The sequence below is a fragment of the Arenimonas sp. genome (genome assembly GCF_019459675.1).
Classification (GTDB): domain Bacteria; phylum Pseudomonadota; class Gammaproteobacteria; order Xanthomonadales; family Xanthomonadaceae; genus Arenimonas.
This window is the reverse complement of record NZ_JAIBFH010000112.1, coordinates 1-14020: the sequence shown is the minus strand read 5'-3', so window position 1 is coordinate 14020 and position 14020 is coordinate 1. Positions and strand designations below refer to the sequence as shown.

At 69.5% G+C, this 14020-nt stretch carries 13 protein-coding genes; 8 read left to right on the top strand and 5 right to left on the bottom strand.

The genetic code is table 11. The features are described from left to right. The first annotated feature begins 114 nt into the window (after positions 1-114). Positions 115-498, top strand: coding sequence for an H-NS histone family protein (locus tag K0M70_RS04050; protein ID WP_290779606.1), 384 nt, complete (start codon positions 115-117; stop codon positions 496-498). Between the two features lie 26 nt (positions 499-524). Here the strand turns inward: K0M70_RS04050 and K0M70_RS04045 are convergent, their stop codons facing one another. Continuing rightward, on the bottom strand, positions 525-1784 hold the full coding sequence (locus K0M70_RS04045; protein WP_290779603.1) for a threonine/serine exporter family protein: 1260 nt from the start codon (positions 1782-1784) through the stop codon (positions 525-527). Between the two features lie 177 nt (positions 1785-1961). Here K0M70_RS04045 and K0M70_RS04040 point away from each other — a divergent pair, with 177 nt between their 5' ends. From K0M70_RS04040 to K0M70_RS04025, 4 genes are read left to right on the top strand one after another with little or no spacing between them, the layout of a single operon-like run. Then, positions 1962-3071 (top strand): ABC transporter permease, encoded by a 1110-nt coding sequence (locus K0M70_RS04040; RefSeq protein WP_290779602.1) that lies wholly within the window; start codon positions 1962-1964, stop codon positions 3069-3071. Further along, the gene (locus K0M70_RS04035; protein WP_290779600.1) at positions 3068-3868 is read left to right on the top strand and encodes an ATP-binding cassette domain-containing protein; all 801 of its coding nucleotides are present in this window, start codon (positions 3068-3070) and stop codon (positions 3866-3868) included. The genes K0M70_RS04040 and K0M70_RS04035 overlap by 4 nt, the downstream gene beginning before the upstream one ends. A 2-nt stretch (positions 3869-3870) precedes the next feature. Then, a complete protein-coding gene (locus K0M70_RS04030) occupies positions 3871-4794 on the top strand; it encodes an MlaD family protein (protein WP_290779599.1) in 924 nt (307 codons plus the stop codon). Next, positions 4791-5423 (top strand): ABC-type transport auxiliary lipoprotein family protein, encoded by a 633-nt coding sequence (locus tag K0M70_RS04025; RefSeq protein ID WP_290779596.1) that lies wholly within the window; start codon positions 4791-4793, stop codon positions 5421-5423. The genes K0M70_RS04030 and K0M70_RS04025 overlap by 4 nt, the downstream gene beginning before the upstream one ends. A gap of 67 nt (positions 5424-5490) precedes the next feature. Here K0M70_RS04025 and K0M70_RS04020 read toward each other — a convergent pair whose 3' ends face one another. After that, positions 5491-6105 (bottom strand): alpha-ketoglutarate-dependent dioxygenase AlkB, encoded by a 615-nt coding sequence (locus K0M70_RS04020; RefSeq protein WP_290779595.1) that lies wholly within the window; start codon positions 6103-6105, stop codon positions 5491-5493. Positions 6106-6153: 48 nt separating this feature from the next. Beyond that, positions 6154-7521: an amidase gene (locus K0M70_RS04015; RefSeq protein WP_290779592.1), complete on the bottom strand. Its 1368-nt coding sequence runs from the start codon at positions 7519-7521 to the stop codon at positions 6154-6156. Positions 7522-7601: 80 nt separating this feature from the next. On the opposite strand from K0M70_RS04015, the gene K0M70_RS04010 reads away from it, so the two are divergent. Together K0M70_RS04010 and K0M70_RS04005 are read left to right on the top strand one after the other, a co-directional pair. Further along, positions 7602-9221, top strand: coding sequence for an electron transfer flavoprotein-ubiquinone oxidoreductase (locus K0M70_RS04010; RefSeq protein ID WP_290779589.1), 1620 nt, complete (start codon positions 7602-7604; stop codon positions 9219-9221). Between the two features lie 7 nt (positions 9222-9228). After that, positions 9229-10089 carry a hypothetical protein gene (locus tag K0M70_RS04005; protein ID WP_290779586.1) on the top strand — a complete coding sequence of 287 codons (861 nt, stop codon included), beginning with the start codon at positions 9229-9231 and terminating at the stop codon, positions 10087-10089. Between the two features lie 22 nt (positions 10090-10111). Here the strand turns inward: K0M70_RS04005 and cysN are convergent, their stop codons facing one another. Together cysN and cysD are read right to left on the bottom strand one after the other, a co-directional pair. Next, complete coding sequence (gene cysN, locus K0M70_RS04000; protein WP_290779583.1) at positions 10112-11986, bottom strand: sulfate adenylyltransferase subunit CysN; 1875 nt, start codon at positions 11984-11986, stop codon at positions 10112-10114. Next, entirely contained in the window at positions 11986-12894 is a 909-nt protein-coding gene (gene cysD, locus K0M70_RS03995; RefSeq protein ID WP_290779609.1) for a sulfate adenylyltransferase subunit CysD, read from the bottom strand. The genes cysN and cysD overlap by 1 nt, the downstream gene beginning before the upstream one ends. 134 nt (positions 12895-13028) lie before the next feature. Here cysD and K0M70_RS03990 point away from each other — a divergent pair. Then, positions 13029-14020, top strand: a 992-nt coding sequence (locus K0M70_RS03990; RefSeq protein WP_290779581.1) for a sulfite reductase flavoprotein subunit alpha, incomplete at its 3' end; no start/stop codon positions are given.

The following is a 14020-nucleotide window of genomic DNA, read 5'->3' as shown; positions in this document are numbered from 1 at the left end:
TCGGTTTACACGACGGGGCCCGGCCATCGCCGGGCCCCGTTTTGTGCGGGCCTTGGGATGCGGCTACCATCGGCGCATGCGGCAGCCGCCGCGGCACCCACCAAGGAAGCCTCCATGTCGATCGATCTCGAGGGCCTCTCGGCCAAGGAACTCCAGGCGCTCATCGCCAAGGCCAACCAGCGCAAGAAAACCCTCGCCAAGCGCAAGCCGGTGGCGGCCGTGCGCAAGAAGCTGGTGTCGCTGGCCAAGGCCGAGGGCTACAGCGTGGACGAACTGTTCGGCACCTCTCGCATGGTGCGCGAGAAAGCCGGCGTGTCGACCGCTGCCAGGAAGACCCCGGGCAAGAAGTCCGGCCAGAAGGGCGTCAAGGTCGAACCCAAGTACCGCAATCCCGCCAACCCGGCCGAAACCTGGGCCGGCCGCGGCATGCCGCCCAAGTGGCTTTCGGCGCAGCTGGCCCAGGGCGGCAAGCTCGAAGACTTCCTGATTGCCCGCTGACGGCGCCTGCGCCGCGGCGTAAGCGGCTAGAGGTTGCGGCGCGAGGGCAGGATCAGGTTGCCGAACAGCAGGCCCGCCACCAGCGCAATCAGCGCCGACAGCAGCGCGAACGCCGTGTCCAGGCCCAGGAACACGTCGCGCTCCATCACGAAGTTCAGGCTGCGGAAGCCCACGCTGCCCGGCACCAGCAGGATGATGCCCGGCACGCGGATCAGCGCGCCCGGCCGGTTGAACCAGCGGCCATAGGCATTGCTGACCACCGCCAGGCCCATGCTGGCGAAGAAGGCGCCGCCGGCGAAGTTGTCGGACGCCAGGCCCAGCACTTCACCGCCCACCCGGGTCAGCGCGTAGCCCAGCACCACCGACGCCATCACCAGCGGGTAGTCGCGGCCCGAGGCCCGGAACAGCACGGCGAACGCGTACGACGCCACCAGCAGCGCGGCCATCTCGGCCTGCCAGGTCAACGCCTGCGGCGCGGCTTCCATGGGCTCCCAGCCCAGCAGGCGAACCAGCTGCATCGCGGCCACGGTGCCGAACGTCAGCTTCATCAGGCTCATCAGCGCTCCGGCGAAACGTGCGGTGCCCGACACCAGCTGCTGGCTGGACAACTCGCTGATGGCATTGGTCAGCGTCAGGCCGGGCATCAGTACGATCAGCGAGGCGACGATGACGGTCTTGAGCGACAGCGGTTCGATGAACGTGGCCACCGCCGCCGCCAGCAGCGTGGCGATCAGCGCCGCGATCGCCTCCAGCCCCTCGGCAAGACGGGGGCGACCGGCAGCCAGCACGTAAAGCACGCCGATCAGCACGCCGATGCTGCCGCTGGTGATCACGTCGGGCCAGTCGGTGCTCAGCAGCCCGGCCACGGCGGCGGCCGAAAGGCCGAAGCTCAGGGCCGTCAGCACCTGCGCGCGGCGGCGCGGCGGCCGGTCCAGCGCCCGCAGGGCCGCGAAGCCCGACACCAGGTCCAGCTTGCCGGCCAGCACGTCCTCGGCGATCGCATCGGTGGCCGCCAGGCGCCCCAGGTTCTGGTCACCCGGCTCCAGTCGGATCACGCGGGTGATGCCGTTCTGCTGTCCGCGCACCGGGTCGGCGAAACTGAAGATGATGCCCGTGGGGTTGGACCAGATCTCGCACTCCAGGCCCAGCCGATGCGCCACGGCCGACACCGCGCCCTCCAGGCGCTGGGCCGAGGTGCCATAGGCATGCAGGCGGGTGGCGAGCTCGGCAACGAATGCCGTCTGTGCTTCGTAGGTCGCCTGGCTGGTCAGGACAGGGGTTGTCATGGGTGAAAGCATGGCATGAATCGGCGGCGGCACTCAGGCGGCGCCTGAACCGCGCCTTCCCCGCGCAGCGCACGCGGTACCCGTCGCCGCCCGCGCCAGCTATCCTCATGCTCAGCCCGCGGCCTGACCCGGCCTGCTTGCCCGTTGTTTGGGTATCCCCGAGGAAAGCGACCCGGAATGAGCGAACGGCCCAGCATCGAACCCAGCCAGAGCCACCCGGGCATCCTGGTGGCCAGCGGCGACTGGACGCTGGCCAACGCGACGCAGCTGCTGGCGCTGCTGGGCCAGGCGCCCGAAAGCGCCAGCGACATCGACGGCCGCGACATTTCCCGGCTCGATTCAGCCGGCGCGATGATGCTGTCGCGCTACGCGGTGAAGGTCGGCCTGGGCCTGGCCACCGTGGAAGTGCAGCCCGCCTTCAACTCGCTGACCCAGACCGTGCAGGCCATCTGCGAAAACCCGCCGCGGGTCAAGCGCAAGGACTATGGTGTGCGGCAAATGCTCGCGCGCATGGGCTACGCCGTCGAGGACTACACCCGCGAAACCCTGGCCCTGGTGGGCTTCCTCGGCCTGACGCTCAAGACCGGCCTGGGCGTGGCGCTGCGCCCGGTGCGGTTCCGGCTCACGCCCACGGTGGCGCACATGGAGCAGGTGGGCCTGGACGCGGTGCCGCTGGTGGTGCTGCTGAGCTTCATGATCGGTGCGGTCATCGCTTTCCTGGGCGCGACGGTGCTGCGCGATTTCGGCGCCGAGATCTTCGTGGTGGAACTGGTGGGCGTGGCCTTCCTGCGTGAGTTCGGCGTGCTGCTGACCGCCATCCTGCTGGCGGGACGCACGGCCAGCGCTTTCACCGCGCAGATCGGCGCGATGCAGTCGGGCGAGGAAATCGACGCCATCCGCACCCTGGGCCTGGACCCGATCGAGCTGCTGGTGATCCCGCGCCTGGTGGCGCTGATGGTGATGCTGCCGCTGCTGACCTTCCTGGCCATGATCGCCGGCATTGCCGGCGGCATGGCGGTGAGTATCGCCAGCCTGGGCCTGACGCCGGAAATGTTCATCACGCGCCTGCACGAAACGCTGTCGGTCCGCCATTTCTGGGTGGGCATGGTGAAGGCGCCGCTGTTCGCGATGGTGATCGCGCTGATTGGCTGCCTGGAGGGCTTCCAGGTACAGGGCACGGCCCAGTCGGTGGGTGAGCGCACCACGTCCAGCGTGGTGCAGTCGATTTCTCTGGTGATCCTGATCGACGCCTTCGCGGCGCTGTTCTTCATGGAGATGGACTGGTGAACGGCGCCGTCGTGGACGAACAGGCGCCGGCCATCCGCGTGCGTGGCCTGCGCAACGCCTTCGGGCGCCAGGTGGTGCACGAAGACCTCGACCTGGACGTGCGCCGCGGCGAAATCATCGGCGTGGTCGGTGGCTCTGGCACCGGAAAGTCGGTGCTGATGCGCGCCATCCTCGGCCTGCGCGATCCGCAGGGCGGCAGCATCGAGGTGCTGGGCGTGGACGCGCTTTCGCAGGCGGGCCGCGACAGCGGCGTGATCGAGCGCAATACCGGCGTGCTGTTCCAGAACGGCGCGCTGTTCTCTTCGCTCACCGTGGCCGAGAACGTCGCGGTGCCGCTGAAGGAACACTACGGCGAACTGCCTGACGACATGATCCACGACCTGTCCATGCTCAAGATCCGCATGGCCGGCCTGGGCGAAGACGCCGGCGCCAAGCTGCCGGCGCAGCTGTCGGGCGGCATGCGCAAGCGCGCCGCGCTGGCCCGTGCGCTGGCGCTGGATCCCGCGCTGCTGTTCCTGGACGAACCCACCGCAGGCCTTGACCCCATCGGCGCCGCCGCATTCGATGCCCTGATCAAGACCCTGCAGCACGCCCTGGGCCTCACCGTGTTCCTGATCACCCACGACCTCGATACCCTGTACACCATCTGCGACCGCGTCGCCGTGCTGGCCGACCGCCGCGTGCTGGTGAATGCCCCGCTGGCCGAAGTGGAACAATTCGACCATCCCTGGGTGCAGGAATACTTCCACGGCCCGCGCGGACGCGCTGCGCAGGCCGCCCAAGCCAAGGAGGCTTGACCATGGAAACTCGCGCCAACCACGTACTGATCGGTGCCTTCACGCTCGGCGTTTTCATCCTGGCCGTGCTGTTCGCGCTGTGGGCCGCCAAGTACACCACCGAGAAATCATTCCAGGAATACGACATCGTCTTCCAGGAGGCCGTCACCGGACTGAGCGTGGGCAGCCAGGTGCTTTACAGCGGCATCAGCGTCGGCGGCGTGCGCAACCTCTCGCTGGTGCGCGACGACCCGCGCAAGGTGGTGGCACGCATCCGCCTGTCGGCCGACACCCCGATCAAGACCGACACGCGGGCCAAGCTCACCCTCACCGGCCTGACCGGCACGGCCGTGATCCAGCTCACCGGCGGCAGCCCCGGCAGCCCCGCGCTGGAAGCGCCCGAAGGCATGCGGGTGGCCACCATCCCCAGCGAGCCGTCGGCGCTGCAGAACATCGCCGCCACCGCCAGCGAGATCGTCGACCGCGTGAACCTGCTGCTCAGCGACGACAACGTTGCTCGGGTCACCCGCACCCTGGAACAGCTCGACCAGGTCACCGGCGCCATCGCCGGCGAGCGCGAGGAGATCGCCGGCCTGATCCGCAGCGCGCGCGCCGCCAGCGAAAAACTCGAGGCCACGCTGGCCAGCGCCGACAAAACCATCGTCGGCATCGACCAGGGCGTGGTGCAGAAGCTGCCCGACATCGTCGCCAAGCTCGACCGCACGCTGGCGCAGCTGGAAAGCACCAGCCAGAACGCCAACGACATGCTGTCGGAGAACCGCCAGGCCATCGCCGACTTCAGCAACGACGGCCTGGGCCAGGTGGGGCCGACCATGCGCCAGCTGCGGTCGCTGATCCGCGAGCTCGATGACCTGGCCGACAAAGTCGAGACCAACCCGGCCGGATTCATCCTGGGCCGCGAGCAACCCGAGGAGTTTGAACCATGAGCCGCGCTTCCCTGTTCATCGCCGCTGCCCTGGCCCTGCTGCTGGCCGGCTGCGGCTCCATCGGCGGCCCCAAGACCGACGTGACGGTGTATTCGCCCGCCACCGCCGTCACCGTGGATCCGTCGTGGCCGAAGGCCGACTGGTCGGTGTCGGTGGGCGTGCATGCCGCCAACGCCATGCTTGATTCGCCGCGCATCGCCGTGCGGCCCCGGGCCAACGAGATCCAGACTTACAAGGGTGCGCGCTGGGCGGACAACGCCCCCGACCTGCTGCAGACGGCGCTGGTGGAGGCCTTCGAAGACTCCGGCCGGGTCGGCTCGGTGACGCGCTTCGGCGGCGGCAGCACGCGCGGTGACTACGGGCTGTGGATCGAAGTCCGCCAGTTCGAAACGGTTTACCAGGGCGACAAGCCCGAGGCGGTGATCGAAGTGCAGGCGCGCCTGGTCAAGCTGCGCGGCGGCGGCCTGGTGGCCAGCAAGCGCTTCCGGCACGCCGTGGCCGGCAGTACCCCGGAAGTGGACGATATCGTCGCGGCCTTCGGCCAGGCCATGTCCGACCTGGGCACCGACGTCGTGGGCTGGACGCTGATCGAAGGCCGCCAGCACGAAGCCAGCACCCTGGCGAAGTAAGCCGTGCGCACGGGCCTGTCGTGGCCGGCCCTCGCCGGCCTGGCGATGCACGGGGCACGGCCGTTCGTTACGGGCTGGCGCTCGGCGACACGGCCTGGATCCGACGGAAGGTGAGGTTCAGCCGCGCCGGTACCGCGCGCGCGGTGCGCGGCAGCGCGTGCTGCCAGTTCGCCTGGGTGTCGCCGGACATCAGCAGCAGGCTGCCGTGCGGCAGCTCCATCGCGAAGGTCCTGGAATGGTCGCGCCGGTGCCGGAAGCGGAAACGTCGGGTCCCGCCCAGGCTCAGTGAAGCGATCATCGGGCGCGCGCCCAGCTCCGGCTCGTCGTCGCTGTGCCAGCCCATTGCGTCCTGGCCGCTGCGGTAGAGGTTGGCCAGCACGCTGTTCATCGCTACGCCGCTGGCCGCATCAATGCGCGGCCGCAGCTCCGCCAGCGCCGCCGGCCACGGCCGGGGCTCGAAACGCGCGCGCGAGTACACGTAGCTGGCGCCCGGGTCGCCAATCCAGCAGCTCAGCCGCGGCGAATCATGTTCCTTGCCGAACAGCTTGATGCGGTGGGTTTCCCAGGCAATCTGCCCGCGCAGCGCCTCAAGCAGCGCATCGGCTTCGGACACCGCCAGCCACTGGGGCTCGAACCAAAGCTGCGCGTCCGCAAGCGCCGGCAAGTTGTCTGGAAAAAGCATCACCACCACCCGGCCTTATCAACGCTGAAAATGTACCCGGTACATTTTCTACTCGCCGGTGTCGGCTACGGCGGCGATGACCTGGCCCAGCTCCAGCAGTCGCAGGTCGCTGCCGGGGGCGCCCACCAGCTGCAGGCCCAGGCCGCCGGGCAGCGGCAGGCTGAGAGCGGGACAGCCGGCCAGTGAAGCAAGGGCCGTGAGGTCGGCCAGGTTGGCCGGTTCGTCGGCGCCATAGGCCGGCGGCGCCGTGGCGGTGGTGGGCAGCAGCAGCACGTCGAACTGTTCGAACAGGCGCCGCACCTGCACGACGTGTTCGTCCAGGCGGCGGTCGGCGCGGGCGAAGTCGGCGGCGCTTTTGCGGGTGGCGAAGTGCAGCAGCTCGCGCAGCCGCGGCGACGCGCCGTCGAGGCGATGCTCGTGCGCGGCCAGGATTTCGGCCTCCATCAGCAGCAGCGCGGCCCGGCGGGTAGCCGCCACTTCCAGCGGCGCCACTTCCAGCGCCACCGGCAGCGCGCTGCCGAACACCGGCGCCACGCGCGCCATCACGGCGCTGAAGTTCTCCACCACGGCCGCATCCACGCCCAGTGCGGCCAGGTCGGCCACCACGCCGGCCTTGAGTTCGCCCGGCACCCAGTCGGGCGGCGCCAGCGGCACGCGGCGCTTGCGCGAGCGCGGGTCGCCGGCGTCGTAGCCGGCCAACACCGGCAGCAGCAGCGCCGCGTCCTGCACCGTGCGCGTGATCAGGCCCGGACAGTCCAGCCGGCGCAGGCCGGCGGCCAAACCGCGGCAGCTGAGTTCGCCAAAGGTGGGCTTGTGGCCCACCAGGCCGCAGAAAGCGGCCGGGATGCGCACCGAACCCAGCGTGTCCGAGCCCAGCGCGGCGACCGCGTGGCCGGCCGCCACCGCGGCCGCCGAGCCCGCGGACGAACCGCCCGAGGAAAGGCCGGGCAACACAGGATTGCGGACGTCGCCGTGGTGCGGATTGCGGCCCACGGTGCCAAAGCCACATTCATCAAGATTGGTCTTGCCCAGGAACACCGCGCCGGCGCCGCGCAGGCGGCGCACCACGTGCGCGTCGCGCTCGGCCAGCCCGGCATGACCGGGCAGCCCCAGGCTGGTGGGCATGCCGGCCACGTCGAACAGGTCCTTCACCGCCATCGGCACACCGTCAAGACGGCCCAGCGGCTTGCCCTCCGCCCGCCGGTCGTCGCTGGCACGGGCCGCGGCCAGCGCACCCGCCGCGTCCACCCACGTCCATGCGTTGAGGTGGCCGTCACGCGCGATCGCCGCCAGGCAGGCGCCTGTCAGCGCCTCGCTGCTGGTTTCGCCTCGGGCCAACGCGTGCAGAACGCGATACAGCGGGGCCTGGCGCAGGGCATCGGGGCTGGCGGTCATGCGGATGCGTTCCGGATCCATGGGGGCCTTCGAAGTGTCCTTGATTGCCCGCTCGCGGGCAAACCGGGACAATCCAGACTTCAGCGTATGGAGTTTCCGTGATGACCGAACGTGACGTGATGGAATATGACGTGGTGGCCGTTGGCGCAGGCCCGGCCGGCCTGTCGTTCGCGATCCGGCTCAAGCAGCTGCGGCCCGAGCTGTCGGTGTGCGTGATTGAAAAGGCGTCCACCATCGGCGCGCATATCCTGTCGGGCGCCGTGATCGAGCCCGGCCCGCTGGACGCCCTGCTGCCGGGCTGGCGCGACAATCCGCCGCCGGTCTGCGTGCCCGCGACGCAGGACGAATTCTGGTTCCTCACCAAGACCGGCGGCACCAAGTCGCCGATCGTCCCGCCGCAGATGAACAACCACGGCAACTTCATCGTCTCCCTGGGCGCCATGTGCGCCTGGCTGGCGCCGCAGGCCGAAGCGCTGGGCGTGGAGATCTACCCCGGCTTCGCCGCGGCCGAGATGCTTTACGACGACGCCGGCGCCGTGTGCGGCGTGCGCATCGGCGACATGGGCGTGGCAAAGGACGGCACGCACAAGCCCGGCTACACCCAGGGCATCGACATCAAGGCCAAGGTGACCGTGCTGGCGGAAGGCGCGCGCGGCCACCTCACCAAGCAGCTGGTGAAAAAATTCGGCCTGGACGCGCAGTCCGATCCGCAGAACTATTCCATCGGCATCAAGGAACTGTGGCAGGTGCCCGAGGGCCGCGTTGCCCCCGGCAAGATCGTCCACACGCTGGGCTGGCCGGCCGACAGCCACACCTACGGCGGCAGCTTCCTGTACCACCTGGACAAGAACCAGGTGGCCCTGGGCTACGTGTCGGGCCTGGACTACCGCGACCCGAACTACCAGCCTTACGAGGCCTTCCAGCAGTGGAAGAACCACCCGCTGGTGAAGTCGCTGCTCGAAGGCGGCACCATCCTCAGCGCCGGCGCGCGCGCCATCGTCACCGGTGGCTGGCAGTCGCTGCCGAAAGTGGAAATGCCCGGCGCGCTGCTGATCGGCTGCGGCGCCGGCCTGCTCAACGTGCCCAAGATCAAGGGCACCCACCAGGCCTTCCGCAGCGGCATGCTGGCCGCCGAACACCTGGCCGCGCAGTCCGAAGCGCTGGCCAGCGCGGGGTTCGACGCCAAGCTGCGCGCGTCGCCGGCGATGGCCGAGCTGCGCAAGGTGCGCAACATCAAGCCGGGCTTCAAGAAGGGCCTGTGGTTCGGCCTGGTCAACTCGGCCTGGGAAACCGCCACCGCCGGCCTGTCGCCGTGGACCTGGCGCTGCAAGCCCGACTGGAATTCCCTTCAGAAACTCGACGTGGCCGAGCAGCCCAAGCGCGACTACGTCGAACGCACCCTGGCCCCGCGCGACCGCCTGGCCGGCGTGTACTTCGCCGCCACCGAACACGACGAAGACCAGCCGGTGCACCTGCGCGTGTCCAACACCGACATCTGCGTCACCCAGTGCGCCGAGGAGTACGGCAACCCCTGCCAGCGCTTCTGCCCGGCGGGTGTTTACGAAATCGTCGCCGACGCCGCCCAGCCCACCGGCAAACGCCTGCAGATCAACGCCGCCAACTGCGTGCACTGCAAGACCTGCGACATCAAGGACCCGTACCAGATCATCACCTGGGTCACGCCGGAAGGCGGCGCGGGTCCCAATTACCAGGGCCTCTGAGCCAGCGATGAAGCTTGCGCTCGCCACCGCCATCGCCGCGTTCGGCCTGGACGAAGACCTCGAGCCGCTGCGCCAAGCCTGCGCCGAGGCCGGCATCCAGACGTCCATCGTGGCCTGGGACGACATGACGGTGAGCTGGGCCCGCTTCGACGCCGTGCTGCTGCGCTCGCCCTGGGACTATGTCGATCGCCTGCCGGAGTTCCTGGCCTGGTGCGACCGCACCGCGACACAAACCACGCTGTGGAACCCGCCCGACGTGGTGCGCTGGAACACCGACAAACGCTACCTGGGCGAGCTCGCCGCACGCGGCCTGCCCGTGATCGAAAGCCACTTCCTGGCGCCGGGCGACGACCCGGCCGCGCTGCCCGAACTGGCCGAGTTCGTCGTCAAACCCACCGTGGGCGCCGGATCGCGCGACGCCCAGCGCTACCTGCACGCTGACCGCAGCGCCGCCATCGCCCACGCCAGACGCCTGCTCGACCAGGGCCGGCACGTGCTGGTGCAGCCCTACCTGAAAGCCGTGGACGAACAGGGCGAAACCGCGCTGCTGTTTTTCCAGGGAGGTTTCAGCCACGCCATCCGCAAGGCGCCGCTGCTCAAGCGCGGCGAAGATCCCACCAGCGCCCTGTTCAAGGCCGAAAGCATCACGCCGCGCCAGCCGTCCGCGGCGGAGCTGGACGTGGCCACCCGGGTGCTGGCGGCGCTGCCGTTCGACACCCTGGCCTACGCCCGCGTCGACCTGCTGCCGTCCGACAGCGGTCCGCAGCTGCTGGAGCTCGAGCTGACCGAGCCCTCGGTGTTCCTGCCGTACGGCGAAGGCGCGGCGGCGCGATTCGCGGCCGTTCTCGCGGCGCGCCTCGCGCGGTAACACCGGCGCCGGGGGCCGATTTTCAGTCGGCCAGGACGCGCGCCATGACCTGGCCCGCCAGCGCCTCGGGCGTTTCATTCAACGTGTCGAGCACCAGTTCGGGGTGCTCGGGGACTTCGTAGGGCGAATCGATGCCGGTGAAATTGCGGATCTGGCCCGCACGCGCCTTGGCGTACAGGCCCTTGAGGTCGCGCCGCTCGGCCTCTTCCAGCGACGTGTCCACGTAAACCTCCAGGAACTCGCCGGGTGCGAACAGCTCGCGCGCCATGCGTCGTTCGGCCCGGAACGGCGAGATGAAGCTCACCAGCACGATCAGCCCGGCGTCGCTCATCAGCTTGGCCACTTCGGCCACTCGGCGGATGTTTTCGACGCGGTCCTCGTCGGTGAAGCCCAGGTCGCGGTTCAAGCCGTGGCGCACGTTGTCGCCGTCCAGGATGAAGGTGTGGAAGCCCTGCGCATGCAGGCGCTTGTCCACCAGGTTGGCGATGGTGGACTTACCCGAGCCCGACAGGCCCGTGAACCACAGCACGCGCGGGGTCTGGCCCTTGATGCGGGCGCGCGCGGTCTTGTCCACGTCCAGGTGCTGCCAGTGGATGTTGGCGGCGCGGCGCAGCGCGAAGTCCAGCGTGCCGGCGGCGACGGTGGCGTTGGTCTGGCGGTCGATCAGGATGAAGCCACCCAGGGTGCGGCTGCTGGCATACGGCTCGAACGCGATCGCCTGGTCGAGGCTGAGATTGCAGTAGCCCACTTCGTTGAGGTCGAGGTGGCGGGCGGCCAGCTCGGCCTGGGTGTTCACGTCCACCTTGTGCTTGATGTCGGTGATCTGCGCGGTGACCGTGCGCGCGCCGATCTTGAGCCAGTAGGGCCGACCGGGCAGCAGCGCCTGTTCGTCCATCCACAGCAGGTGCGCGGCGAACTGGTCGGCCACCTGCGGCGGATCGCCGGCGGCGGCAATCACGTCGCCGCGGCTCACGTCCACTTCGTCGGCCAGCGTCAGCGTGATCGCCTGCCCGGCCACGGCGCGCGGCAGGTCGCCGTCGGCGGTGACGATGCGCTTGACCCGGGTGCGGCGGCCCGAAGGCAGCACCACCACCTCGTCACCGGGCGCCACGGTGCCGGTGGCCAGCGTGCCGGCGAAGCCGCGGAAATCCTGGTTGGGCCGGTTCACCCACTGCACCGGCAGGCGCATGGGCGAGGCGGTGTCGAGCGTGGTGATGTCGGCGCGCTCCAGCGCCTGCAGCAGCGAAGGGCCGGTGTACCAGGGCATGGCGGCCGACGGCTGCAGCAGGTTCTCGCCCTTCAGCGCCGACAGCGGAATGGGCTGCACGGTGGCGATGCCCAGCGTGCTGGCCAGTTCGGCGTAGCCGCTGACGATGGCGTCGAACACCGCCGGGTCGTAGCCCACCAGGTCCATCTTGTTCACCGCCAGCACCACGTGGCGGATGCCCAGCAGCGAAACGATGTAGCTGTGCCGGCGCGTCTGCGTCAGCAGGCCCTTGCGTGCGTCCACCAGCACCACGGCCAGGTCGGCGGTGGAAGCGCCCGTGGCCATGTTGCGGGTGTACTGCTCGTGGCCCGGGCAGTCGGCAACGATGAACTTGCGCTTCTCGGTGCTGAAGAAACGGTAGGCCACGTCGATGGTGATGCCCTGCTCGCGCTCGGCGGCCAGGCCGTCCACCAGCAGTGCGAAGTCGATTTCGCCGTTCTGGGTACCGTGGCGCAGGCTGTCTTTGGCCAGCGCGGCCAGCTGGTCGTCCAGCAGCAGCTGGGTGTCGTGCAGCAGGCGCCCGATCAGGGTGCTCTTGCCGTCGTCCACGCTGCCGCAGGTGATGAAGCGCAGCAGCGGCTTGTCCTCGTGCTGCTGCAGGTACTGGCGGATATCGGAAGCAGTGGCCATCAGAAGTAACCCTCCTGCTTCTTCTTTTCCATCGAAGCGGTGGGATCGTGGTCAATCACCCGCCCCTGGCGCTCGGAGCTGCGCGCCACCAGCATCTCGGCAATCACCTTTTCCAGCGTGTCGGCTTCGGACTCGATGGCGCCCGTCAGCGGGTAGCAGCCCAGGGTGCGGAAGCGCACGCGCTTGAGCATCGGCACTTCGCCCTCGCGCAGGGGCAGGCGCTCGTCGTCCACCATGATCAGCGCGCCGTCGCGGTCCACCACCGGCCTTTCGCGCGCCAGGTACAGCGACGGCACCGGGATGTTTTCCCGGTAGATGTACAGCCACACGTCCAGCTCGGTCCAGTTGGAGATCGGGAACACCCGCACGCTTTCGCCCTTCTGGATGCGCGTGTTGTAGACGTCCCACAGCTCGGGCCGCTGGTTCTTCGGGTCCCAGCGGTGCTGGGCGCTGCGGAACGAGAAGATGCGCTCCTTGGCCCGCGACTTTTCCTCGTCGCGCCGGGCACCGCCGATAGCCGCGTCGAAACCGTGCAGGTCCAGCGCCTGCTTGAGCGCCTGGGTCTTCATCACGTCGGTGTGCACGGTGGCGCCGTGGCTGATCGGGTTGACGCCCTGGGCCAGGCCCTCGGGGTTGGTGTGCCAGCGCAGCTCGACGCCGGTGTCGGCGGCGCGCTGGTTGCGGAAGGCGATCATCTCGCGGAACTTCCAGCCGGTGTCCACGTGCAGCAGCGGCATGGGCGGCCTGGCCGGATAGAACGCCTTCACCAGCAGGTGCAGCAGCACCGAGCTGTCCTTGCCCACGGAATAGAGCATCACGGGGTTGCCGAATTCGGCCGCCACCTCGCGCAGGATGTGCAGGCTTTCGGCTTCGAGGCGATCGAGATGGGACAGGGCGTGGTCGGTGATCATGGCCAAAGGATAAGGGTTTTGCCCCCGTCATCGGGTAATGAGCGCCGGGCATATGGCCATGCCGCCTGATCCTTTCCGGCCGCCGGAGCGCGCGGGTAGGTTGGCCATAACCCGCACCAGAGCCCGCACCCATGCCTCCCGTCGTCGCCAGCCTGCCCGTGCCACCCCTGCCCCAGGACCGGGTGGACCTGCTGGCGCGCCTGACCGACGGTCTGGACGCTCCGGGCCTGTGGTGGCTGTCGGGCTATGCCGCCGGCCTCGCCGCACGCCCCGGCATGCGTCCCGCCGCCGCGGTGGAGGCCTCCGCCCGGCTCACGGTGGTGTACGGCAGCCAGACGGGCAACGCCAAGCGCCTGGCCGAACTGCTGGCCCAGGAAGCCGAGGCCTCCGGCCTGGGTGTGCGGCTGCTGCGCGCCGACGCCTACCCGGTGCGGGAGCTGGCGACCGAGAAGCTGCTGTACGTCGTCATCAGCACCCAGGGCGACGGCGATCCGCCCGATGACGCCCGCGGCTTCGTCGAACACCTGCTGGGCAAGCGCGCGCCGGCACTGCCCGGCCTGAAGTTCGCCGTGCTGGGGCTGGGTGATTCGAGCTACCCGCAGTTCAACGTCACCGGCCGCCAGATCGATGCGCGGCTCGAAGCGCTGGGCGCACAGCGGTTGTTCGCGCGCGGTGAGGCCGACCTCGACCTGGACACCGTCGCCACCCCCTGGCGGGCGCAGGCGCTGGACGCCGCCAGGGAAACGCTCAGGTCGGCCGCTCCGATGGCCTCGGTGACACCCCTGCGGGCAACCGCCGCCGTGTCGCCGTGGTCGCGCGAAAGGCCCTTCGCGGCGCCCGTGCTCGCCAACCAGCGGCTCAGCGGCCGCGGCAGCCGCAAGGACGTGCGCCATGTCGAGATTTCCCTGGAAGGCTCCGGCCTGAGCTACCTGCCCGGCGATGCGCTGGGCGTCTGGCCCAGGAACCCGCCCGCGCTGGTCGACGCCGTGCTTGAAGAGCTCAAGCTCGACGGCGGCGCGCGCATCGGCGTGAGCGGCCAGGACTACCCGCTGCGCGACTGGCTGGGCCAGCATCGCGAGCTGACCCGGCTGTCGCGGCCCTTCCTGCAGGCGCACGCCGAACG

Bases quoted from the DNA above. Each gene is read 5' to 3' on its own strand.
- K0M70_RS04020 (WP_290779595.1), bottom strand. From the start codon at position 6,105: ATGCTTTTTCCAGACAACTTGCCGGCGCTTGCGGACGCGCAGCTTTGG.
- K0M70_RS04050 (WP_290779606.1), top strand. From the start codon at position 115: ATGTCGATCGATCTCGAGGGCCTCTCGGCCAAGGAACTCCAGGCGCTC.
- K0M70_RS04015 (WP_290779592.1), bottom strand. From the start codon at position 7,521: ATGGATCCGGAACGCATCCGCATGACCGCCAGCCCCGATGCCCTGCGC.
- K0M70_RS04045 (WP_290779603.1), bottom strand. From the start codon at position 1,784: ATGACAACCCCTGTCCTGACCAGCCAGGCGACCTACGAAGCACAGACG.
- cysN (WP_290779583.1), bottom strand. From the start codon at position 11,986: ATGGCCACTGCTTCCGATATCCGCCAGTACCTGCAGCAGCACGAGGAC.
- K0M70_RS04025 (WP_290779596.1), top strand. From the start codon at position 4,791: ATGAGCCGCGCTTCCCTGTTCATCGCCGCTGCCCTGGCCCTGCTGCTG.
- K0M70_RS04040 (WP_290779602.1), top strand. From the start codon at position 1,962: ATGAGCGAACGGCCCAGCATCGAACCCAGCCAGAGCCACCCGGGCATC.
- K0M70_RS04010 (WP_290779589.1), top strand. From the start codon at position 7,602: ATGACCGAACGTGACGTGATGGAATATGACGTGGTGGCCGTTGGCGCA.
- K0M70_RS04030 (WP_290779599.1), top strand. From the start codon at position 3,871: ATGGAAACTCGCGCCAACCACGTACTGATCGGTGCCTTCACGCTCGGC.
- K0M70_RS04005 (WP_290779586.1), top strand. From the start codon at position 9,229: ATGAAGCTTGCGCTCGCCACCGCCATCGCCGCGTTCGGCCTGGACGAA.